Raw genomic sequence first — 20,803 nt, 5'->3', positions numbered from 1 at the left:
ACCCCGCAAACACGGGGCCTGACGGAGGGCCGTCGGACCGGCTCAGACCCCGCGGGGCAGTAGCTCGGTCAACCCGGAAACTTCGGCGATCTGCCGCATGTCCCCAGGCAGTCCGCGCAATGTGACCGACTTTCCGGCGGAGGCGGCATCACGCATGAAGGCCAGCAACAGGGAAAGTCCCACGCTGCTGCTCTTCTGCACGGCGGAGCAGTCCAGCACCAGGTCGTTGCCGGACAGCGAACGGATCAGTTGCCGCCCGGCTTCGCGCAATGCAGGACCGGTGCTGTAGTCGAGCACACCCACCAGACACAGCTCGCCGGCGGATCCCCGCTCGATGCGAGCCTCGCTCATTGCCCGCCCGCCTTCTTGGCCTCGTCGGATTCCTTGGCCTTGGCCACGACCTCGGCCCATCCGTTGATGGTTTTGTCCAGGTCGTTGCCATTGCGCTGCATGCTGTCGGCGAACTGGTCGCGGAACAGCTTGCCGATGTTGATGCCATTGATGATGACGTTGCGCAGCATCCACTGGTCGTTGAGGTAGACCATGGTGTAGGACACGGGATAGACGGTTCCCTTGCTGTCCTTGACTTCCATGCCGACGGTAGCGCGCTCAGGATCGTTCTGCTTGGCGGGCAATACACGGATTTCCTGGTTGTCGTACTCCAGCAGGGCGTTTCCGTAAAACTGGAACAGGCTGCGCTTGAAGTTGTCCTGGAAGCGGGTCATCTGCTCGGGGGACGCATTGCGCGAGTACTTCACCGTCATGATGCTGCGGGAAATGCCTTCTGCATCCACCACCGGGCCGAGAATGCGATTCAGGGCATCGTAGAAGGACTGCGGGTCGCTTCGGTACTGCTGCTTGTTGCTCTTCAGCTCGGTCAGCAGCTCGTCAGTGGTCTTCTGCACCACATCGCGCGCGCTGGGCGCCGCGGTGGCCATGAGGGGCAGGGCTGCCAGCAGCACCAGCAGGCCATTACGCAGGGCTTTGATCATGTCACGATTCCTCATTTGCTCTCTTTGTTGACCGAGTTCAGCAGGAACTTGCCGATCAGGTCTTCCAGAACCAGTGCGGACTGGGTATCACGGATGGTTCCGCCGTCCTTGAGCAGCTCATCGTCACCACCGACGCTGATGCCGATGTACTTCTCGCCCAGCAGGCCGGCGGTGAGGATGGAGGCGGTGGAGTCCGCGGGCAGGTTGTCCACGCGCTGCTCGACCTCCATGGTCACGCGACCGGTGTAGCTGTCTCGGTCCAGATCGATGGCGGTGACCTTGCCGATGGTGACACCAGCCATGGTTACCTTTGCTCTGACCGTCAAACCGGCAATATTGTCGAAATGCGCGTAAAGCTTGTAGGTATCGCCACTGGCGCCATAGGACAGGCCGCTGACCCGCAGGGCCAGGAGCAGCAAGGCCAACAGACCGGCCAGGAGGAACAGGCCGACACCAATTTCCAAGGTGCGGATTTGCATCAGAAATCTCCAAACATCAAGGCGGTCAGGATGAAGTCCAGCCCCAGCACGGCCAGCGAGGCATAGACCACGGTTTTAGTCGTTGCGCGGCTGATCCCTTCCGAGGTCGGCTCGCAGTCATACCCCTGGAACACGGCGATCCAGGTCACGACGAAGGCGAATACGACGCTCTTGATCACGCCGTTCAGCACGTCTTCGGTGAATTCGACACTGCTCTGCATGTTGGACCAGAAGGAGCCGTCATAGACTCCCAGCCAGTCCACGGCCACCATAGCGCCCCCCCAGATGCCCACCACGCTGAAGATCAACGCCAGCATCGGCATGGAAATGAAGCCGGCCCAGAGGCGCGGCGCGATGATGTACTTGAGAGGGTCGACTCCGATCATCTCCAGGCTGGAGAGCTGCTCGGTGGACTTCATGTTGCCGATCTCCGCGGTCAGCGCCGAACCGGCACGCCCGGCGAAGAGCAGACCGGTCACCACCGGGCCGAGCTCGCGCAGCAACGTCAGCGCGACCATCTGCCCCACCGCCTGCTCCGAACCGTAGGACACCAGGATGTTGTAGCCCTGCAGGGCCAGCACCATGCCGATGAAGACACCGGAGACGATGATGATCGGCAGCGACAGCACCCCGATGGAATACAGCTGCTTGACCAGTAGCTGGAAGCCGTTGCGGGTACCGGTACGACCAAACAGCGCACGCAGCAGGAACAGGGTGGAACGACCAAGGGACTCGACGACGTCCAGGCCGGAGCGCCCGAGCAGGCGAATGCGCTCGAGCAGCGACTTCTTGCGCATCAGTGATCCCCCAGGAGGTCTTTTCGGTAATCCGGCGCCGGATAATGGAAAGGCACCGGACCGTCCGGGATGCCCTTCATGAACTGGCGGATACGCGGGTTATCGGAATTCATCAGCTCATCCGGGGTTCCCTGCCCCAATACCTGGGAATCGCCCACCACGTAGAGGTAATCGGCGATGCTGGCGGTCTCCGCCAGGTCGTGGGATACGACGATACTGGTGATGCCCAGGGCGTCGTTTAGCAGGCGGATCAGTCGCACCAAAACGCCCATGGCGATGGGATCCTGCCCGACGAACGGCTCGTCGTACATCAGGATCTGCGGGTCGAGCGCAATGGCACGGGCCAGCGCGACCCGGCGCTTCATGCCGCCCGAGAGCTCGTCCGGCATCAGATCCAGGGCCCCCCGGAGGCCCACGGCCTGGAGCTTCATCAGAACGATGTCGCGGATCATCTCCTCGGGCAGGCGGGTGTGCACCCGCAGCGGAAAGGCCACGTTCTCGAACACATCGAGGTCGGTGAACAGGGCGCCACTCTGGAACAGCACACCGAACTGCTTGCGCATGTCGAACAGCTCGGGACGCGAGAGCTTCGGCAAGTTCTGGCCGTTGACCCAGACTTCGCCGGCATCGGGCTTGAGCTGGGCGGCGATCAGGCGCAGCAGTGTAGTCTTGCCGCAGCCGGATGGCCCCATGATGCCGGTGACCTTGCCGCGGGGAATGCGAATGTCGACATCCTGGAAAATGCTGCGCGTACCGCGCCTGAAGGTGACCCCCTTCAGCTCGACGGCATAGGCGTTTTCGGCGCTCATCTAGACTCCTTGCGATACAGCCTCCCTGAAAGACGACGCGCCCCAACGCGAGGACACCCCGAACAGGACGGGCCGAACAGGGCGCGAACTATATCACCGCGCCCCGACGCCTCCCAAGACTGCGCGAACTGCCGTTCAGCTTTGCGACAGCTTCCACGGGAATGGAGCGTGAGCTGATTCACCTTTATCGCTATAATCGCCACCTTTTCCTTTGGCAACCGCACGCCCTCCATGAGCCAATCCAGCGATCTGATCAAGTCCGCACAACGCACCATCCAGCTCGAACGTGAGGCGATCGACGCCCTTATTCCGCGTATCGACGCCGATTTCGTCCGCGCCTGCGAGCTCATCCTGGCCTGCAAGGGACGCGTGGTAGTGGTGGGCATGGGCAAGTCCGGGCACGTCGGCAACAAGATCGCCGCCACCCTGGCCAGCACCGGGACCCCGTCCTTCTTCGTCCATCCGGCCGAAGCCAGCCATGGCGACATGGGCATGATCACCCGCGACGACGTGGTGCTGGCCCTGTCGAACTCGGGCTCAACCGCCGAAATCGTCACCCTGCTGCCGCTGATCAAACGACTGGGCATCACCCTCATCAGCCTGACCGGCAACCCTGAGTCCCCACTGGCCAAGGCCGCCGAAGCCAACCTGGACGCCCGAGTGGGCCAGGAGGCCTGCCCACTCAACCTGGCGCCCACCTCGTCCACCACAGCCTCCCTCGTGCTGGGCGACGCCCTCGCCATCGCACTGCTGGAAGCCCGTGGCTTTACCGCCGAGGACTTTGCCTTTTCGCACCCGGGTGGTGCGCTGGGCCGCCGCCTGCTGCTGAAGGTCGAACACATCATGCACAGCGGTGACAACCTGCCGAAGGTCGCGCGGGGCACCGCCCTGCGAGACGCACTGCTGGAAATGACCCGCAAGGGCCTGGGCATGACGGCGGTGCTGGAAGACGACGGACGCTTGGCCGGCATCTTCACCGATGGCGACCTGCGCCGAACCCTGGACAAGGGAGTGGACGTTCGCCAGGCCGGCATCGACGAAGTCATGACGCTCCACGGCAAGACCGTGCGCCCTGAGATGCTGGCAGCCGAAGCGCTGAAGATCATGGACGACCACAAGATCAACGTGCTGGTGGTGGTCGACGCAACCGATCGCCCCATCGGCGCCCTGCATATCCACGACCTGACGCGCGCCGGAGTGATCTGATGAGCAACGAACTCCTTTCCCGCGCCAAGGGCGTCCGCCTCGCGGTATTCGATGTCGACGGCGTACTCACCGACGGGCGCCTCTACTTCCTTCCCGGCGGCGGCGAGTTCAAGACCTTCAGCACGCTCGATGGCCAGGGCATCAAGATGCTGATGAACGCCGGAGTGCGCACCGCCATCATCAGCGGTCGCCAGTCGGAAGTGGTGGAACGTCGCGCGCAGAACCTCGGTATCCAGCACCTGTTCCAGGGCCGCGAGGACAAGCTCGTGGTGCTCGATGGGCTGCTCGCCGAACTGGGCCTGAGTCACGACCAGGTCGCCTACCTCGGCGATGACCTGCCCGACCTCCCGGTCATCCGCCGGGTAGGCCTGGGGATGGCGGTGGCGAACGCCGACGCCTTTGTGCGCCAGCACGCCCACGGCGTGACCCAGGCCCGCGGCGGCGAAGGCGCGGCGCGGGAGTTCTGCGAACTCATCCTGCGCGCCCAGGGTGCGCTGGAAGCTGCGCAAGCCGCTTACCTGTGAGGCCGACCATGTCCAAGAACCTACGCACGGCGCTGATCCTGACGCCCATCGCCGCCCTGCTCATCGCCCTTGGCTACTGGAACATCCGCCCCGAGAGCTTCATGGACCGCCCCCAGGCGGCAGGCGGAGACAATGCCATCGACTTCTACGTCGAGAACGGCAAGAGCACCCAGTTCCAGGAAGACGGCAAGCTGCACTACGAAATGACCGCCACGCGCCTCGAACATATCAAGGCCACCGATGTCACATTGCTGACCAAACCCGACCTCCTGCTGCACCGCGGCACCGCCTATCCCTGGCACGTGCAGAGCGAGCGTGGCGAGGTAGGCCCCGAAGGCAAGCAGGTGGAACTGATCGACCAGGTCAGGGTGGCCCGCACCGACGCCAAGGGCCGTCCCACCATCCTGACCACCAGCCGGCTGACCGTATTCCCCGATCAGGAATATGCGCAGACCCAGCAAGCCGTTAAAATCGACGCGGCCAATGGGGTGACCACGGCACAAGGAATGAAAGCGTACTTGAATGACAGCAGGATGATCCTGCAGTCCAACGTAAGAGGCCAGCATGAGGTTCGTTAATACCCTCCCCCTGTTGCTCAGCCTGGGCACCGCACTCGGAAGTGCCGCCGCCTGGGCATTGCCGTCCGACCGCGAGCAACCGATTCGCGTCCAGGCCGACAGCGCAGAGCTCGACGACAAGCAAGGCGTAGCGGTCTATCGGGGAAATGTGGTGATCACCCAAGGCACGCTGAAGATCACCGGTGACACCGTCACTATCACCCAGGATGCCAACGGCGACATCGAAGTCTTCACCTCCGTGGGCAAGCCCGCCTACTACGAGCAGAAGCCTGCCGTGGACAAGCAGATCGTCAAGGCCTACGGACTCACCATCCAGTACTTCGCCGCCAACGAGCGCATCATCCTGCTCGACCAGGCCAAGGTGGTTCAGGAAGGCAATACCTTCGAAGGCGAGAAGATCGTCTATGACACCCAACGCCAGATCGTAAACGCCGGCCGCGCCACGGGCGGCAACGTCACCACGCCGCGCCCGCGGATCGACATGGTGATCCAGCCGAAGAAGAAAGAGCAGAAAGCACAGTAATGGCGACTCTCAAAGCCCAGCACCTGGCCAAGAGCTACAAGAGCCGTCAGGTGGTCCGCGACGTCAGCCTGTCCATTGACAGCGGTCAGATCGTCGGCCTCCTCGGCCCCAACGGCGCGGGCAAGACCACCTGCTTCTACATGATCGTCGGCCTGGTAAGGGCCGACCAGGGCCGCGTCCTGATCGACTCGCAGGACGTCACCCACCAGCCCATGCACGGCCGCGCCCGAGCGGGCATCGGCTACCTGCCGCAGGAAGCCTCGATCTTCCGCAAGCTCAGCGTGGCGGACAACATCATGGCAATCCTCGAGACCCGCAAGGAACTCGACCGCGCCGGACGCCGCCGGGAACTGGAAAGCCTGCTGCAGGAATTCCATATCAGCCACATCCGCGACAGCCTCGGCATGAGCCTCTCCGGTGGCGAGCGTCGTCGGGTGGAAATCGCCCGCGCACTGGCGACGGCGCCGAAGTTCATCCTCCTCGACGAACCCTTCGCCGGCGTCGACCCGATTTCCGTAGGCGACATCAAGCAGATCATCCATCACCTCAAGGCCAAGGGCATCGGCGTCCTCATCACCGACCACAACGTGCGCGAGACCCTGGACATCTGCGAGACCGCCTACATTGTCAGTGACGGCCAACTGATCGCCGAAGGCGATGCGGAGGCCATCCTGGCCAACCAACTGGTGAAGGAAGTCTACCTGGGCCACGAGTTCAGGCTGTAGTTTCCCGCTCGCTCACCTACAAGATGGCTTGCGGGAACTAGGAATTTCCTTCAAGGTCAGGCATATAATTTGCTTCCTGGCGGCGCTTCGGCGCCCTGTAGTGGATGGCGCGAATGCGCCGGCGAATAAGGTCCCAAGCCCTCTGCCATGAAACCATCGCTAGTCCTCAAGATGGGCCAGCAGCTGACGATGACACCGCAGCTGCAACAGGCCATCCGCCTTCTCCAACTCTCCACCCTGGACCTCCAGCAGGAAATCCAGGAGGCGCTGGAATCCAATCCCATGCTCGAACGGCAGGAGGATGGCGAGGATTTCGACACCTCCGATCCCATGGCCGAAGGGGATCAGTCGCCGAACACCGGCAGCCAGGACACGAGCTTCCAGGAGTCCAGCGCCGAGGGCAGCAACGAGCCCCTGGAAGATGGCGAATGGCACGAACGCATCCCCAGCGAGCTTCCGGTGGACACGGCCTGGGAGGACGTCTACCAGACCAGCGCCAGCAGCCTGCCCAGCAACGATGATGACGAGTGGGACTTCACCTCCCGCACCTCCGTCGGGGAGAGCCTGCAGAGCCACCTCCTGTGGCAACTGAATCTGGCCCCCATGTCCGACACCGACCGCCTGATCGCCGTCACCCTGATCGACTGCATCAACAACGATGGCTACCTCGAGGAGTCCCTGGCCGAGATCGTCGACGCCTTCGACCCCGAACTCGGTGTCGAGCTGGACGAAGTCGAAGTGGTGCTGCATCGCATCCAGCAGTTCGAACCCGCCGGCATCGGCGCCCGCGACCTGCGCGAATGCCTGCTGCTTCAACTGCGCCAGCTGCCCGCCACCACGCCCTGGCTGACCGAAGCGCAGCGACTGGTCGGCGACTTCCTCGACCTCCTCGGTAGCCGCGACTATAGCCAGCTGATGCGGCGCATGAAGGTCAAGGAGGATGAGCTCAAGCAGATCATCGCGCTGATCCAGGCGCTGAATCCCCGCCCCGGTTCCCAGATCGAGGCCAGTGAGCCCGAGTACGTGGTACCCGATGTCATCGTCCGCAAGCACAATGAACGCTGGCTGGTGGAGCTGAACCAGGAGGCGGTACCCCGCCTGCGAGTGAATCCCCATTACGCCGGCTTCGTCCGGCGCGCCGACTCCAGCGCCGACAACACCTTCATGCGAAACCAGCTGCAGGAAGCGCGCTGGTTCATCAAGAGCCTGCAGAGCCGCAACGAGACGCTGATGAAGGTGGCAACCCAGATCGTCGAACACCAGCGCGGTTTCCTGGAGTACGGCGACGAGGCCATGAAGCCCCTTGTCCTGCACGACATCGCCGAAGCCGTGGGCATGCACGAGTCCACCATCTCGCGCGTGACCACCCAGAAATTCATGCACACCCCCCGCGGTATCTACGAGCTGAAGTACTTCTTCTCCAGCCACGTCAGCACCTCGGAAGGCGGCGAATGCTCGTCTACCGCGATCCGCGCCATCATCAAGAAACTGGTTGCAGCGGAAAATCCGAAAAAGCCGTTGAGCGACAGCAAGATCGCTGGTTTACTGGAGGCACAGGGCATTCAAGTGGCCCGTCGCACAGTCGCCAAGTACCGGGAATCCCTCGGAATAGCGCCTTCCAGCGAACGAAAGCGATTGATGTGACGCGGAAATTGACCCACGCCAAAGTGTTCCGGTGGCAGGCCCGTTAGCCTGTCTCTTATACACGGGCAATAAGGAGAAAGCGGTATGCAAGTCAACATCAGTGGACATCAACTGGATGTGACCGACGCCCTGCGCAACTACGTTGTCGAGAAGTTCGACCGTCTGGAGCGCCACTTCGACAGAATCACCAACGTGCAGGTGATCATGCATGTCGAGAAACTCAAACAGAAAATCGAAGCCACTTTGCACATCGCCGGCGGCGAAGTCGTTGCTAACGCGGAACATGAAGACATGTACGCCGCCATCGACCTGCTTACCGACAAGCTGGATCGCCAACTGATCAAGCACAAGGAGAAGCAATTGAACCGCCAGCAGGGTGCCACTGCCCGCTGACCCTCCCTCCCTATGATCCGACTTGAGCAAATCCTGACCCCCGGCCGTTCCCTGGTGAACGTGCCGGGTGGCAGCAAGAAACGCGTACTGGAACAGATCGCCAAGCTGGTCGCTCGCGACCTTCCCGACCTCGATTACCAGGACATATTCGAAAGCCTGGTATCCCGGGAGAAACTCGGTTCCACCGGTTTCGGCAACGGCATCGCCATTCCCCACTGTCGACTCGCCGGTTGCACCGCGCCCATCAGCGCGGTGCTCCGTCTCGACGCACCCGTCGACTTCGACGCCATCGATGGCGCCCCCGTGGACCTGCTGCTCGTGCTGCTGGTCCCGGAAGCCGCCACCGACGAGCACCTCGAACTGTTGCGCCAGATCGCCAGCATGCTGGACCGTGCCGACGTGCGCGAACGCCTGCGCCAGGCGCCCGACAGCACCAGCCTGTACCAGGTGGTGGTGGACGTTCAGAGCGGACGCTAGGACCTGCCCATGCGCCTGGTCATCGTCAGCGGCCGCTCCGGTTCGGGCAAGAGTACCGCCCTCGATGTACTCGAGGACCACGGCTTCTACTGCATCGACAACCTGCCCGCCGGCCTGCTTCCAGAGCTGGCGGAACGGACCCTGCTGCACACCGAACTGCTGGAGCCGAAGGTCGCCGTATCCATCGATGCGCGCAACCTGCCCAGCCAGTTGCAACGTTTTCCCGAATTGCTGGAAGAAGCGCGGACACGTCACATCAAGTGCGACGTCCTCTACCTGGACGCCGAACAGGACACCCTGCTCAAGCGCTTCTCGGAGACGCGCCGTCGCCATCCGCTGACCAACGACAATCGCTCCCTCGCCGAAGCCATTCGCGATGAAGAGACGCTGTTGCAGCCGATCGCCGACCTGGCCGACCTGAAGATCGACACCACGCGCCTGAACCTCTACCAGCTGCGTGACGCCATCAAGCTGCGCCTGCTCAACCAGCCTGAGCCCGGCACCGCCTTCCTCGTCGAGTCTTTCGGCTTCAAACGCGGCATGCCGGTGGATGCCGACCTGGTCTTCGACGTCCGCTGCCTGCCCAACCCCTACTGGAAGCCTGAACTGCGCGAGCATTCCGGCCTGGATCAGGAGGTTGCCGCCTACCTCGCATCCCAGCCCGATGTCGAGGAAATGTACCAGGACATCTTCGGCTACCTGAACAAATGGCTACCGCGCTTCGCCGCCAGCAATCGCGCCTACGTCACCATTGCCGTTGGCTGCACCGGTGGGCACCACCGCTCGGTCTATCTCGCCGAGCGACTTGGCAACGCGCTCAAGCCCATTTTGAAGAACGTCCAGGTTCGCCACCGCGACCTCAGCTAGAAGGATTGGAAACGCGATGCCCGCCTGCGAGATCACCATCATCAACAAACTTGGCCTGCATGCCCGGGCGGCAGCCAAGTTCGTCGGCGTGGCCGGACGTTACCCTTGCCAGATTCGCGTCGGCCGCTCGGCGGAAAGCCTGGTGGACGGCAAGAGCATCATGGCCGTGATGATGCTGGCGGCCGGCAAGGGCACCCCCATTCACCTGCACACTGAAGGCGATCAGGACGACGACGCCCTCAAGGCCCTGATCGAACTGATCAACAACAGGTTCGACGAAGGCGAGTGATCCTCCGTTTCCTCGGAAAAACGCCCTCTACCCCCCTTCATCCAGCACCCGCCACGACCGAGCCCGGACTCGCCGCCGTCCCGTGCCACACGGGATTGCGCTATCGGCCAAGGGCCCGGTCACGGCGCTACGCGCCCTGTCTGGCGCATATGAAAAACGCGCCCGACAGGGCGCGTCACCTTCCAGGCGGGATGTGGCGGGCTCAGCTGCCGGCGACGGTCATGCGTTCTATCAGCACCGACCCGGTGCGGATATTGCCGCGAAGCTCCAGGTCGCTGCCCACCGCGACGATCTGCCGGAACATATCCTTCAGGTTGCCGGCGATGGTGACTTCCTGCACCGGGAACTGGATTTCGCCGTTCTCCACCCAGTAGCCGGCGGCACCCCGGGAATAGTCGCCGGTCACCATGTTCAGGCCGTGGCCCATCAACTCGGTGACCAGCAAGCCGCGCCCCATGCGCCGGAGCAGGGCTGCCTGGTCCTCCTGGCCATGGCTGACGAACAGGTTGTGAACCCCGCCGGCGTTGGCTGTGCTGGGGAGGCCCAGCTTGCGCCCGGAGTAGGTGCCGAGGACATAGGAGACCAACTCGCCCTTCTCCACGAAGGGCTTGGCATAGGTGGCGAGGCCGTCGTTGTCGAACGCCGCGCTGGCCATGGCACGCGGAATCAGCGGTCGCTCGTCGATGGACAGCCACTCGGGGAACAACCGCTCTCCCAGGGCCCCTTCGAGGAAGGAGGATTTACGGTAGAGGTTGCCGCCGGAGATCGCCCCCAGGAAGCTGCCGAACAGCCCGGTGGCCAGCTCGGGAGCGAACAGCACCGGAACTTCGCAGGTGGGGACAGGACGCGCGCCCAGCCGCGCAGCACTGCGCTCGGCGGCGCGTCGACCGATGCTGGCGGGGTCGGCCAACTGCTCGCCGATCCGGTTGACGTCGTACCAGTAGTCCCGCTGCATCTGCCCCTGGGCTTCGGCGATCATCACGCAGCTCAGGCTGTGACGAGTGCTGGCATAGCCGCCGACGAAGCCATGGCTGTTGCCATAGACTCGGCAGCCGCGGTGGGTGTTCAGGGTCGTGCCGTCGGCCTTGGTGACCCTCGGGTCGGTGGCGAAGGCGGCGGCCTCGCAGAGCAACGCCTGCTCCACCGCCTGCTCAGGGCTGATGGACCAGGGATGATAGAGATCGAGGTCCGGCAGATCGCGCGCCATCAGTGCGGCATCCGCCAACCCCGCGCACTCGTCTTCCGAGGCGTGCTTTGCGATGGCAAGGGCCGCGGCCACCGTTTCGCGGATGGCCTCCTCGCCAGTCGCGGAGGTGCTCGCCGAGCCCTTGCGCTGGCCGACGTACAGGGTGATGCCGAAGCCCTGGTCGCGATTGAATTCCACCGTTTCCACGTCACCCTCGCGAACCGTGGTAGACAGTCCCTGCTCAACTGAAACCGCCACTTCGCAGGCGCTGGCGCCCTGGCGACGGGCCTCGGCGAGGATGCGCTCGACCCGCGCCTGCAGTTCCGGCAATGCTTCCGGGCCGACCACTTCTACTTCACTCATAGCCACTCCAGTTCAATGAATTCCGATCGCGGTGCACGCCACTGGGCGCTACCCCGCACATGCCGCACAGCGGCGGCACCAGCCGGAGACGGACAACGCGGTTCCGACTGGTTATCATGGCGGCGTTTCCAACTGGACCACCCCCATGTCTGATTCCTTCGACGACGACTTCTCCGGAGAGAAGAGCAAAACCCAGGTCAAACGCGAGCTCCATGCCCTGCAGGATCTCGGTGAGCGCCTGACCACCCTGAAGGCCGAGCAACTCGCCCGCCTCCCCCTGACCGATGCACTGCAAAAGGCGATTGCCGAGGCGCCCAAGCACAAAGCCCATATCGCCCGCAAACGCCATATCCAGTACATCGGCAAGCTGATGCGGGACCAGGACATCGAGTCCATCGTCACCCTTATCGACCAGCTCGACAGCTCCACTCGTCAGTACAACGAACGCTTCCACGCCCTGGAGCGCTGGCGCGACCGCCTGATCGAGGGCGGCGATGCCGCCCTTGAAAGCTTCGTCGCCGACTACCCGGAGACCGACCGCCAGCACCTGCGCGGCCTCATCCGTCATGCCCAGCACGAAGCAGCCCACAACAAACCACCGGCCGCCGCGCGCAAGGTCTTCAAGTACATCCGCGACCTGGACGAAACCAAGCGCGGATTGAAGTAAGCGCCACGACAGGGGCCGTCAGGCCCCGGTCCCTCCCACCGTCATCGCGTCGATCTTCAGCGTAGGCTGGCCCACGCCCACCGGAACCGACTGCCCGTCCTTGCCACAGGTGCCCACACCGCTGTCCAGTGCCAGGTCGTTGCCGACCATGGAGACGCGACTCATGGCCTCGGGACCATTGCCGATCAGCGTGGCGCCCTTCACCGGCGTGGTGATCCTGCCGTTCTCGATCAGGTAGGCCTCGCTGGTGGAGAACACGAACTTGCCGCTGGTGATGTCCACCTGGCCGCCACCGAGGTTGGCGCAGTAAAGGCCGCGTTCGACGGAGGCGATGATTTCCTGCGGATCGCTCTGGCCGGCCAGCATGTAGGTGTTGGTCATGCGCGGCATCGGCAGGTGCGCGTAGGACTCGCGGCGACCGTTGCCGGTACGCGCCACCTTCATCAGCCGCGCGTTGAGCTTGTCCTGCATATAGCCCTTGAGCACACCGTTCTCGATCAGCGTGGTGCATTGGGTCGGGGTGCCTTCGTCGTCGATGCTCAGCGAGCCCCGGCGCTGGGCCAGGGTGCCATCGTCGACGATGGTGCAAAGGCTGGAAGCCACTTTCTCCCCGATCCGCCCGCTGTAGGCGGAGCTGCCCTTGCGATTGAAGTCCCCTTCCAGGCCGTGCCCCACCGCCTCGTGCAACAGGACGCCGGACCAGCCCGCGCCCATCACCACCGGAAGGGTGCCGGCCGGAGCGGGCACCGCTTCCAGGTTGACCAGCGCCTGGCGCAGCGCCTCACGGGCGTAGCCCATGGCGCGGTCTTCCTGGAGAAAATAGCGGTAGTCGGTCCGGCCGCCACCGCCATGGCCACCGCGCTCGCGGCGGCCATTCTGCTCGACGATCACGCTCACATTGAAACGCACCAACGGTCGCACATCGGCACCCAGGCTGCCGTCGCTGGCGGCGATCAGGATGCGCTCCCATACGCCCGCCATGCTCACGGTCACCTGCTTGATGCGAGGGTCGAGGGCACGGGTGGCGGCATCCACCCTTTTCAGCAACTCCACTTTCTCGGCGCGGCTGATGACCTCCAGCGGACTGCTGGAGTCATACAGGCGTGTGACCTGCGGACTGGCGAACGCCTGCACCCGCCCCTCCTGGCCGGCACGGGAAATCGAGCGGGCCGCCCGCGCCGCCTGGCGCAGCGCATCGAAGGTGATCGCATTGCTGTAGGCGAAGCCGGTCTTCTCACCGGACTGGGCGCGCACGCCCACGCCCTGGTCGAGGTGGAAGCTGCCTTCCTTGACGATGCCGTCCTCCAGGACCCAGGACTCGGAGACCTGACCCTGGAAATAGAGATCGGCCGCATCGATACCGGGACCGGCGAGTTCGCCGAGGATCTCCGGAAGCTGCTCGATGCTGAGGTCGCCAGGCGCCAACAGGTGCTCGCTGACGGATAACAAGAGATCGCTCATAACTACTCCGTACGCGCCGGCCCAGGGTTGGCCGGCGTCATGAATCGTCTGTGGGTGCTCACCGGCATGCGCTGGCGGATCGCGGCCTGTTCGGCGGAATCGCGTTCGGCCAGCAACACGGCCTCGCCACGGGGCTGCTCCGCCAGGACCCGCCCCCAGGGATCGACGATGGCCGAATGACCAAAGGTCTCGCGTGGACCCGGGTGGATACCGCCCTGCCCTGCCGCGAGCAGGTAGCACTGGGTCTCGATAGCCCGGGCACGCACCAGCACCTGCCAATGGGCGGCACCGGTCACGGCCGTGAAGGCCGAAGGCGCGGTGATGAGTTCGGCGCCGGCTTCGCGCAGGGCGCCGTAGAGTTCGGGAAAGCGCAGGTCATAGCAGACGGTGAGGCCCAGCCGGCCCACCGGGGTATCGGCCACCACCACCCGATCGCCATGGGCGTAGTCGTCGGACTCGCGGTAGCGCCCGCGATTGTCGCTCACGTCGACGTCGAACAGGTGGATCTTGTCGTAGCGGGCCACGCGCTCGCCGCGCTCGTCTATCAGAAGCGAGCAGGCATTGGGCTTGTCCTGGGGACGGCCATCGGGCGGCAACGGCAGGGTCCCGGCGACGATCCACAGCCCCAGGTCACGCGCCGCCTGGCTCAGCCAGGGGAGGATGGGTCCGCTGCCCTCGGCTTCGGCACGACCGATCGCCGCCAGGTCCGGGCGGCCGATGGCGGCGAAATTCTCCGGCAGCACCGCGAGGCGGGCGCCACCTTCGGCCGCCTGTTCCAGCAGGCGTCGGGCGCTGGCGAGGTTGGCCGGGACATCGGCCTGGCTGACCATCTGAATCACGGCAAGGGACATCGGACTCTCCGAGCGGGACATGAAATGCATCCTAACCCAAGCTGATGCCGCTCGCTTCAGCGAGGCTTCTCGAATGGCTTGTCGAAGGTGATCTTGGGGCTCTTCCAGGAACCTTCCACCCTGTACTGGACGCTGGCGAAGCGGGCGACCCGGTCACCCAGCAGCTTGTCCACCACGAACAGGGCCCCGCCGATGGCCGGAGCGCCGACGATCAGCGCGGCCAGCGGCAAGTTGTTGGTCACCGGCAAGGTCACCAGCAGCTTGGCGTCGATGCGATCGGACGCGAGGTCGAGGGTGCCGTCCAGCTCCAGGCCACTGGAGGGCCCTTCCAGGACGATGGGGTTACGGGTGACGAAGCGGCCCTCACTGCCCACCAGCAGCCCCCTGACACGGTCGTAGGCCAGGCCCTTGCCCAGCAGGTCGGAGAAATCCAGGCGCAGCCGCCGACCGATGGAGTTGAAGTTGAGCAGGCCGAACACCCTCAGGGCCTGCGCGCCGCCCTCCACTTCGACGAACTGCCCCTTGCTCAGGCTGGCGTCCAGGGAGCCGGAGTAGCGTTTCAGGCTTACCCAGGCCGGCGAGCCCGGCCAACGACCATCGGCATCCAGGCGAAAGCGTTCGCTGGTGGCCGAAGGGGCGAAGTTCCAGGCCGTCAGCACATCCGCCAGATTGCGCCCTTCGAGGCGCCCCTTGTACCAGGATGCACTGCTTTCGGCGGTGCCTTCCCAACCCGCGGAGCCGGTGACCTTGAGCCCCCGGAGGTCGAGATCCAGATCGCTGAATAGCAGGCCGCGGGCATTGGGCCGGGCCTTGAATGACCAGGCGCCCAGGGGCGAATCCCCCAGCACCACCTGGTCGATGCGCACATCCAGCGCCGGTACGCTGCGCGGATCGACACCCGCCAGCGGATCGGGCCTGGCGTCCGCCTCGACCTCGCTTTCCGGCGGTTTGGGCAGGCGAACCTGCTTCAGCTGAACGGAGATCGGGCTTCCCTCGGCATCCGCCAGCACCACCTTGCCCGTGACCAGGGCGCTGTCGAGGCCAAGGCTCCAGGCGGCCGGCGCACGCTCCAGACTTACCTTGAGGTTCTCCATGTCCAGGCCGAACCCCCAGAATCGCGCGATATCCAGATCGACGCTGCGCAGCATCCGCGCCTTCTCGGTGCTCTCGCTGGGCGCGTACCGAGCGGCCAGTTTCTGCCAGGGCGAGGCCTCCAGCTCGTCGAGCCGCCCGCGCACCCGCAGGCCGGGACTACCGGGGAGACTGGCCGTCCCGCCTCCCAGCACCAGGTCGCCGCGCGCCTGGTCCAGCTTGCCCACCGGTGCTGCCAGCACCAGGCTGGCGACGCCCGCGTAGTCCAGCCAGTATCGCCGCTCGTCGCCTTCCAGCGTCATGCGCCAGGTGGTATCGCGGGTGTCGTCGGCCGCCTTGCCGAAGGGCGCGGGCAGGTCCAGGGCCAGCCCCCTCAGGCTCGAATCGACTCGCAGCTGGCTGTCCTGGCCGTCGAGGCTGAGGTTCAGGCTGTAGGGCAAGGTGCCACTCGCGGGCAGCGCCTGGGTGACACCGAGCCAGGCCGTCAGGTCCTTGAGGGCGATGGCGCCGGTTGCGAGGATTCGCGAGCGCGCCTGCCCATTGCGCCCCTCTGCCAGGGCCCTTACCCGCACCTCGCGTCCGAATGCCTGGCCACGGAGGTCCTGGGCGCTGAGCCCCTTGGCGGTGTCATAGCGGAAGGCGCCGCGAAGCTGGCTGAAGGCGAGCTCCGGACGTGGGATCTTCAACTGCGCGCCTGTCGTGGCCAGGTCCACCACGACCTGGGGCGCATGACCTTTCTCCAGGGGAATATCCAGCTTGAGACGGCCATCCAGGGCGCCCTCGCCCTGCCAGCCCTCGAAAATCTGCGCGGTCCCCATCGGCGCTTCGCGGAGGATCTTCAGGCCATCGACGAAATTGCTCTGCAACTGGGCATCCAGCAGCAGGCGCGGCACCGCTCCAGGCTCCACATGGGGCACCTCGGCCCTGGCATCGCTGACCCGCGAATCGAGGATGCGGCCGGCCGGCACCTCGATCCTCACCCCGCTGTCCTCGATGAACACATCGCCGCGCGCTTCGCGCAACTCCGGCCAACCGGGCTGGTAGGCCAGTTCGGCGTCATGGACCTTGAAGAACAGGCTGAGGGAGCGGGCCCCCGGGTCGGCCCCATGGGCCAGGGAACCCTGGTACTGGAAGAAACCTTCGTCCACCGCCCCGCCTCGGATGGCCTCCTTGAGCCAGGTCGCCAGTGCCGGACTGAGCCCGGGAGAGCGGGTGGGCAGGTACTTCTCGGTATAGCGGGCATCGCCCTCCGTCAAGCCGACCCGCAGGTCCATGTAATCCTCGGCGGCGGGGTCGCGCATCAGCCGTATCAGCATGTCACCGGCGATGCTGCCCTCCTCGCCTTTCAGCCGCATGTAGGGGCTGGCGAGGGTGAAGGCGCTGTCATCCAGGGCCCAGGTCAGCCGGGCGCGGGCCTCCCGATAGCGCCAGGGCTTGGGAAAGAGGTGATCCAGATGCAGGGCGAAGTCGCGGCTGTCCAGGCGCAGCTCGCCTCGGGCGAGGTCGCCGGTCAGGCTGCCGCTGACATTCTCGACCGCCGGAGCGCCATGGTAGGCCTCGAAGCCCACGTCATTCAGGTTGGCGCCGTAGGTGAGCCGGCCGGGGCCGGACTCCGCCGGGCGATAGACCAGGTTGATGTTGCGCAGGGCACCCCGGGGCTTGAGTGCGGCAACGGCCTCGGCGGCCGCCTCGGGCAACGGCACCAGCGCCTCCACCACCGGCAGCAGGGGCGCAAGGTCCAGTCGATCGGCGCCCAGGCGCCACTCCGGCTGTTCACCCGCCTTGCGGTCCAGGCGCAGGCGGATGTCACCCCAGCGCTGCGCGCCGATATCGGCCGCCAGGGAATCCACCAGCATCTGGTACCCGTCCGGCTGACGGATGAAGTAGGCATTGAGGGCCAGGTCCTGCAGGGTCACCGGCTTGCGTGTGGCGTAGGCGCCTTTCAGCTCCGGCGCATGCAGGCGCAGGGCGACCCGTTGCAGGCCGTCCGCCCACTCGCCCCAGAACTCGCCACCGGCCTGGAGACGCTGCAGGCGCCAGTCCGGGGCCAGGCCGGACGGCAGCCAGCGGGCCCAGTCGGTCTGGGGCAGGCTCAGGTACACCTCGGCCTCGCTCTTGAACCAGGTCTCCGCGTTCAGCCGGCTGCGCAGTCGCAGGGCCATCGGCTGGCCATCGGGCAGGTTGAGCCGACCGTCCAGGCGCTGCCGGGTAATCCCGGTGCGCAGGCTGAGATTGACATAGGCGAAGGTCAGGGGCGCCTGGGCATGGGGCTCCAGGGTGAGCTGGCTGTTCAGCACCGAGACCTGGCCGATGCGCTGGAGCAGCTCGCGGACCTGGCGGGGGCCCGGAAGGGGCGTGTCCGACTTCGCGGTGAATCCCTCCAGGTGCCATTGCCCGGCGGCGTCCTGACGCACCCCCAACTGCAGGCCCTCGAGTTCGATCCGTGCAATGCGCGGCTGCCGCGCCAGCAGGCTGCCGAGCACATCGGGAATCACCCGGACCTGATCCAGGCGCAACGCACCCTCGTCGTCGCCGAGCATCACATCGTGGGCGATGAGCAGGGGCGAGAATCCGTGCCAACGGCCTTCCAGGCTGCCGATTCCCAGGGGACGGCCAATGGCTTCGCTGGCCCTGGATTCCACTTCCGCGCGGTACTCGGCCACCAGGGGTACCAGTTCCCGCCCCAGGCTGACGTAGAGCGCCGCCAGCACCAGGACCAGGGCACAGAGCCCCAGTGACCAGCGCAGGGCACGGATCAGGACGCGCACGAAGCTGTCCACTCAGCGGGTCGCCTCAGAGCAGGACGACATCGTACTGCTCCTGGGAGTACATGGTCTCCACCTGGAACTTGATGGGCCGGCCGATAAAGGCTTCGAGGTCGGCCACGTTGCCCGACTCCTCGTCCAGCAGGCGATCCACCACCTTCTGGTTGGCCAGCACCAGGTAGCCTTCCGCCTGATAGGCGCGGGCCTCCCGCAGGATCTCGCGGAAGATCTCGTAGCAGATGGTTTCAGCGGTCTTCAGCAACCGCCGCCCCTGGCAGGCAGAGCAGGGCTCGCACAGCACCTGGATCAGGCTCTCGCGGGTGCGCTTGCGGGTCATCTGCACCAGGCCCAGCTCGGTGATGCCGATGATGTTGGTCTTGGCATGGTCGCGCTCCAGCTGCTTCTCCAGGGTGCGCAGGACCTGGCGCTGGTGCTCTTCATCTTCCATGTCGATGAAGTCGATGATGATGATCCCCCCCAGGTTGCGCAGGCGCAGCTGGCGGGCGATGGCGGTGGCGGCCTCCAGGTTGGTCTTGAAGATGGTCTCTTCCAGGGTGCGGTGGCCGACGAAGGCGCCGGTGTTCACGTCGATGGTGGTCATCGCCTCGGTCGGGTCGATGATCAGGTAGCCGCCGGACTTCAGCAGCACCTTGCGCTCCAGGGCCTTCTGGATTTCGTCCTCGACACCGTAGAGGTCGAAGATCGGCCGCTCGCCGGGGTAGTGCTCCAGGCGGTCGGCGATCTCGGGCATCAGTTCGTCGACGAACTGGGTGACTTTCTGGAAGGTTTCCCGGGAGTCGATGCGGATCTTCTCGATGCGCGGATTGACCAGGTCGCGCAGGGTGCGGAGGGCCAGACTGAGGTCCTCGTAGATCACCGAGGGCGCCGGCGCGGTCTGGATCTGCGCGGAAATCTGCTCCCAGAGTCGGCGCAGGTAACGGATATCCACCAGGATCTCGTCGGCCCGGGCGCCATCGGCGGCGGTACGCAGGATGAAACCTCCGGCCTCCTCGATGCCTTCGGCGGCGATGCAGTCGGCTACCACCTGCTTCAGGCGCTCGCGCTCGGCCTCGTCCTCGATCTTCAGGGAAATGCCCACATGGCTGGTGCGCGGCATGTAGACCAGGTAGCGGGACGGGATCGAGAGCTGGGTGGTCAGGCGGGCGCCCTTGCTGCCGATGGGGTCCTTGGTGACCTGCACCACCAGGCTCTGGCCTTCATGGACCAGGGCGCTGATGCTTTCCACCGCGCTGCCCTCACGACTGCTGATCTCGGAGGCATGGATGAAGGCCGCACGGTCCAGGCCGATGTCGACGAAGGCGGCCTGCATGCCCGGCAGGACCCGAACCACCTTCCCCTTGTAGATGTTGCCGACGATGCCACGGCGCTGGGTGCGCTCGACATGCACCTCCTGCAGCACACCGTTCTCCACCACGGCCACGCGCGATTCCATCGGCGTGATATTGATCAGAATCTCTTCGCTCATGCGGTCCTATCCCAGGTGCTGCCAACAAGGAATACCGAATTCGGCAAGCATCTCCGCCGTCTCCAGCAGCGGTAATCCCACTACCGCGGAATAACTGCCCTCGACCCGACTGACGAACACCGCGCCCAGCCCCTGGATAGCGTAGCTGCCCGCCTTGTCGGCTGGCTCGCCACTGGACCAGTAGGCGTCGATCTCGCTGGGGGAAATGGGGCGGAAGCGTACCCGACTGGCCACCACGCGGGACTCGCAGCGTCCAGCAGACGCCAGGGCGATGGCGGTGAGCACCTCATGCTCACGACCGGAAAGCCGGGCCAGGGTGGACAGGGCATCCTCGCGATCGGCCGGCTTGCCGAGAATGCAGCCATCCAGCACCACCGCAGTGTCGGCGCCCAGCACACAGGCATCGCGGGGGTCGTCCAGCGTGGCCAGCCCCACCAGGGCCTTCTCCCGCGCCAGGCGCTCCACATAGGTGGAAGCGCTTTCGCCGGGGCGGGCGGTCTCGTCTATGGAGGCGACCAGGGTGACATGGGGAACGCCGATCTGCGCCAGCAGCTCGCGCCGGCGCGGCGACCCCGAAGCCAGATACAGCATGGCCATGCGGACTTCTCCCTGTCGTAGACAGAAGCTTG

Annotated in this window: 22 protein-coding genes; 11 read left to right on the top strand and 11 right to left on the bottom strand. The window is 65.1% G+C overall.

Going from position 1 to position 20,803, the window contains the following annotated elements:
* Positions 1–42: 42 nt before the first annotated feature.
* From KF707C_RS04875 to KF707C_RS04855, 5 genes are read right to left on the bottom strand one after another with little or no spacing between them, the layout of a single operon-like run.
* Positions 43–351: an STAS domain-containing protein gene (locus tag KF707C_RS04875; RefSeq protein WP_003448500.1), complete on the bottom strand. Its 309-nt coding sequence runs from the start codon at positions 349–351 to the stop codon at positions 43–45.
* Positions 348–992 (bottom strand): MlaC/ttg2D family ABC transporter substrate-binding protein, encoded by a 645-nt coding sequence (locus tag KF707C_RS04870; protein ID WP_003448501.1) that lies wholly within the window; start codon positions 990–992, stop codon positions 348–350. Before KF707C_RS04870 ends, KF707C_RS04875 begins: the two co-directional genes overlap by 4 nt.
* A gap of 11 nt (positions 993–1,003) precedes the next feature.
* Entirely contained in the window at positions 1,004–1,471 is a 468-nt protein-coding gene (gene mlaD / locus KF707C_RS04865; protein ID WP_003448502.1) for an outer membrane lipid asymmetry maintenance protein MlaD, read from the bottom strand.
* Positions 1,471–2,268 carry a lipid asymmetry maintenance ABC transporter permease subunit MlaE gene (gene mlaE, locus KF707C_RS04860; protein WP_003448504.1) on the bottom strand — a complete coding sequence of 266 codons (798 nt, stop codon included), beginning with the start codon at positions 2,266–2,268 and terminating at the stop codon, positions 1,471–1,473. The genes mlaD and mlaE overlap by 1 nt, the downstream gene beginning before the upstream one ends.
* The gene (locus KF707C_RS04855) at positions 2,268–3,077 is read right to left on the bottom strand and encodes an ATP-binding cassette domain-containing protein (RefSeq protein WP_003448505.1); all 810 of its coding nucleotides are present in this window, start codon (positions 3,075–3,077) and stop codon (positions 2,268–2,270) included. The genes mlaE and KF707C_RS04855 overlap by 1 nt, the downstream gene beginning before the upstream one ends.
* A 231-nt stretch (positions 3,078–3,308) precedes the next feature.
* Between KF707C_RS04855 and KF707C_RS04850 the strand changes: the two genes are divergently transcribed.
* The 10 genes from KF707C_RS04850 (at position 3,309) to KF707C_RS04805 (ending at position 10,303) form a co-directional block, all read left to right on the top strand.
* Positions 3,309–4,283: a KpsF/GutQ family sugar-phosphate isomerase gene (locus KF707C_RS04850; RefSeq protein ID WP_003448509.1), complete on the top strand. Its 975-nt coding sequence runs from the start codon at positions 3,309–3,311 to the stop codon at positions 4,281–4,283.
* Positions 4,283–4,807 (top strand): KdsC family phosphatase, encoded by a 525-nt coding sequence (locus KF707C_RS04845; protein WP_003448510.1) that lies wholly within the window; start codon positions 4,283–4,285, stop codon positions 4,805–4,807. The genes KF707C_RS04850 and KF707C_RS04845 overlap by 1 nt, the downstream gene beginning before the upstream one ends.
* A gap of 8 nt (positions 4,808–4,815) precedes the next feature.
* Positions 4,816–5,385, top strand: a complete 570-nt coding sequence (gene lptC, locus KF707C_RS04840; RefSeq protein WP_003448512.1) for an LPS export ABC transporter periplasmic protein LptC — start codon at positions 4,816–4,818, stop codon at positions 5,383–5,385.
* Positions 5,372–5,908, top strand: a complete 537-nt coding sequence (lptA, locus tag KF707C_RS04835) for a lipopolysaccharide transport periplasmic protein LptA (protein ID WP_003448514.1) — start codon at positions 5,372–5,374, stop codon at positions 5,906–5,908. The genes lptC and lptA overlap by 14 nt, the downstream gene beginning before the upstream one ends.
* Complete coding sequence (gene lptB / locus KF707C_RS04830) at positions 5,908–6,633, top strand: LPS export ABC transporter ATP-binding protein (RefSeq protein ID WP_003448515.1); 726 nt, start codon at positions 5,908–5,910, stop codon at positions 6,631–6,633. Before lptA ends, lptB begins: the two co-directional genes overlap by 1 nt.
* Before the next feature lie 147 nt (positions 6,634–6,780).
* The gene (locus KF707C_RS04825; RefSeq protein ID WP_036991003.1) at positions 6,781–8,277 is read left to right on the top strand and encodes an RNA polymerase factor sigma-54; all 1,497 of its coding nucleotides are present in this window, start codon (positions 6,781–6,783) and stop codon (positions 8,275–8,277) included.
* Between the two features lie 84 nt (positions 8,278–8,361).
* Entirely contained in the window at positions 8,362–8,670 is a 309-nt protein-coding gene (hpf, locus tag KF707C_RS04820; RefSeq protein ID WP_003448517.1) for a ribosome hibernation-promoting factor, HPF/YfiA family, read from the top strand.
* Positions 8,671–8,682: 12 nt separating this feature from the next.
* Positions 8,683–9,147, top strand: coding sequence for a PTS IIA-like nitrogen regulatory protein PtsN (ptsN, locus tag KF707C_RS04815; RefSeq protein ID WP_003448519.1), 465 nt, complete (start codon positions 8,683–8,685; stop codon positions 9,145–9,147).
* A 9-nt stretch (positions 9,148–9,156) separates the two neighbouring features.
* On the top strand, positions 9,157–10,014 hold the full coding sequence (rapZ, locus tag KF707C_RS04810; RefSeq protein WP_003448521.1) for an RNase adapter RapZ: 858 nt from the start codon (positions 9,157–9,159) through the stop codon (positions 10,012–10,014).
* A gap of 16 nt (positions 10,015–10,030) precedes the next feature.
* A complete protein-coding gene (locus tag KF707C_RS04805) occupies positions 10,031–10,303 on the top strand; it encodes an HPr family phosphocarrier protein (RefSeq protein WP_003448523.1) in 273 nt (90 codons plus the stop codon).
* A 202-nt stretch (positions 10,304–10,505) separates the two neighbouring features.
* Here the strand turns inward: KF707C_RS04805 and pmbA are convergent, their stop codons facing one another.
* Positions 10,506–11,852 (bottom strand): metalloprotease PmbA, encoded by a 1,347-nt coding sequence (gene pmbA, locus KF707C_RS04800; RefSeq protein WP_003448525.1) that lies wholly within the window; start codon positions 11,850–11,852, stop codon positions 10,506–10,508.
* Between the two features lie 145 nt (positions 11,853–11,997).
* Between pmbA and yjgA the strand changes: the two genes are divergently transcribed.
* On the top strand, positions 11,998–12,519 hold the full coding sequence (gene yjgA / locus KF707C_RS04795) for a ribosome biogenesis factor YjgA (protein WP_003448527.1): 522 nt from the start codon (positions 11,998–12,000) through the stop codon (positions 12,517–12,519).
* An 18-nt stretch (positions 12,520–12,537) separates the two neighbouring features.
* Here the strand turns inward: yjgA and tldD are convergent, their stop codons facing one another.
* The 5 genes from tldD to KF707C_RS04770 are packed head-to-tail and all read right to left on the bottom strand — an operon-like array spanning position 12,538 to position 20,771.
* Entirely contained in the window at positions 12,538–13,980 is a 1,443-nt protein-coding gene (gene tldD / locus KF707C_RS04790) for a metalloprotease TldD (protein ID WP_003448528.1), read from the bottom strand.
* Positions 13,981–13,982: 2 nt separating this feature from the next.
* On the bottom strand, positions 13,983–14,831 hold the full coding sequence (locus KF707C_RS04785; RefSeq protein ID WP_003448529.1) for a carbon-nitrogen hydrolase family protein: 849 nt from the start codon (positions 14,829–14,831) through the stop codon (positions 13,983–13,985).
* 56 nt (positions 14,832–14,887) lie between these two features.
* Positions 14,888–18,703, bottom strand: coding sequence for a YhdP family protein (locus KF707C_RS04780; RefSeq protein WP_003448530.1), 3,816 nt, complete (start codon positions 18,701–18,703; stop codon positions 14,888–14,890).
* A 13-nt stretch (positions 18,704–18,716) separates the two neighbouring features.
* Positions 18,717–20,174, bottom strand: a complete 1,458-nt coding sequence (gene rng, locus KF707C_RS04775) for a ribonuclease G (protein ID WP_003448531.1) — start codon at positions 20,172–20,174, stop codon at positions 18,717–18,719.
* 6 nt (positions 20,175–20,180) lie between these two features.
* Positions 20,181–20,771, bottom strand: a complete 591-nt coding sequence (locus KF707C_RS04770) for a Maf family protein (RefSeq protein WP_003448532.1) — start codon at positions 20,769–20,771, stop codon at positions 20,181–20,183.
* Positions 20,772–20,803: the final 32 nt, after the last annotated feature.

The sequence above is a fragment of the Pseudomonas furukawaii genome, from assembly GCF_002355475.1.
In the GTDB taxonomy this organism is placed as follows: domain Bacteria; phylum Pseudomonadota; class Gammaproteobacteria; order Pseudomonadales; family Pseudomonadaceae; genus Metapseudomonas; species Metapseudomonas furukawaii.
The sequence above is the reverse complement of the archived record's forward strand: the minus strand, read 5'-3'. Positions and strand labels throughout refer to the sequence as shown.

Coding starts and splice junctions, on each gene's coding strand:
- KF707C_RS04870 (WP_003448501.1), bottom strand. CDS start 992: ATGATCAAAGCCCTGCGTAATGGCCTGCTGGTGCTGCTGGCAGCCCTG.
- KF707C_RS04805 (WP_003448523.1), top strand. CDS start 10,031: ATGCCCGCCTGCGAGATCACCATCATCAACAAACTTGGCCTGCATGCC.
- rapZ (WP_003448521.1), top strand. CDS start 9,157: ATGCGCCTGGTCATCGTCAGCGGCCGCTCCGGTTCGGGCAAGAGTACC.
- KF707C_RS04855 (WP_003448505.1), bottom strand. CDS start 3,077: ATGAGCGCCGAAAACGCCTATGCCGTCGAGCTGAAGGGGGTCACCTTC.
- pmbA (WP_003448525.1), bottom strand. CDS start 11,852: ATGAGTGAAGTAGAAGTGGTCGGCCCGGAAGCATTGCCGGAACTGCAG.
- ptsN (WP_003448519.1), top strand. CDS start 8,683: ATGATCCGACTTGAGCAAATCCTGACCCCCGGCCGTTCCCTGGTGAAC.
- KF707C_RS04770 (WP_003448532.1), bottom strand. CDS start 20,771: ATGGCCATGCTGTATCTGGCTTCGGGGTCGCCGCGCCGGCGCGAGCTG.
- rng (WP_003448531.1), bottom strand. CDS start 20,174: ATGAGCGAAGAGATTCTGATCAATATCACGCCGATGGAATCGCGCGTG.
- tldD (WP_003448528.1), bottom strand. CDS start 13,980: ATGAGCGATCTCTTGTTATCCGTCAGCGAGCACCTGTTGGCGCCTGGC.
- lptB (WP_003448515.1), top strand. CDS start 5,908: ATGGCGACTCTCAAAGCCCAGCACCTGGCCAAGAGCTACAAGAGCCGT.
- hpf (WP_003448517.1), top strand. CDS start 8,362: ATGCAAGTCAACATCAGTGGACATCAACTGGATGTGACCGACGCCCTG.
- mlaD (WP_003448502.1), bottom strand. CDS start 1,471: ATGCAAATCCGCACCTTGGAAATTGGTGTCGGCCTGTTCCTCCTGGCC.
- KF707C_RS04845 (WP_003448510.1), top strand. CDS start 4,283: ATGAGCAACGAACTCCTTTCCCGCGCCAAGGGCGTCCGCCTCGCGGTA.
- mlaE (WP_003448504.1), bottom strand. CDS start 2,268: ATGCGCAAGAAGTCGCTGCTCGAGCGCATTCGCCTGCTCGGGCGCTCC.
- KF707C_RS04875 (WP_003448500.1), bottom strand. CDS start 351: ATGAGCGAGGCTCGCATCGAGCGGGGATCCGCCGGCGAGCTGTGTCTG.
- KF707C_RS04850 (WP_003448509.1), top strand. CDS start 3,309: ATGAGCCAATCCAGCGATCTGATCAAGTCCGCACAACGCACCATCCAG.
- KF707C_RS04825 (WP_036991003.1), top strand. CDS start 6,781: ATGAAACCATCGCTAGTCCTCAAGATGGGCCAGCAGCTGACGATGACA.
- lptC (WP_003448512.1), top strand. CDS start 4,816: ATGTCCAAGAACCTACGCACGGCGCTGATCCTGACGCCCATCGCCGCC.
- lptA (WP_003448514.1), top strand. CDS start 5,372: ATGAGGTTCGTTAATACCCTCCCCCTGTTGCTCAGCCTGGGCACCGCA.
- KF707C_RS04785 (WP_003448529.1), bottom strand. CDS start 14,831: ATGTCCCTTGCCGTGATTCAGATGGTCAGCCAGGCCGATGTCCCGGCC.
- yjgA (WP_003448527.1), top strand. CDS start 11,998: ATGTCTGATTCCTTCGACGACGACTTCTCCGGAGAGAAGAGCAAAACC.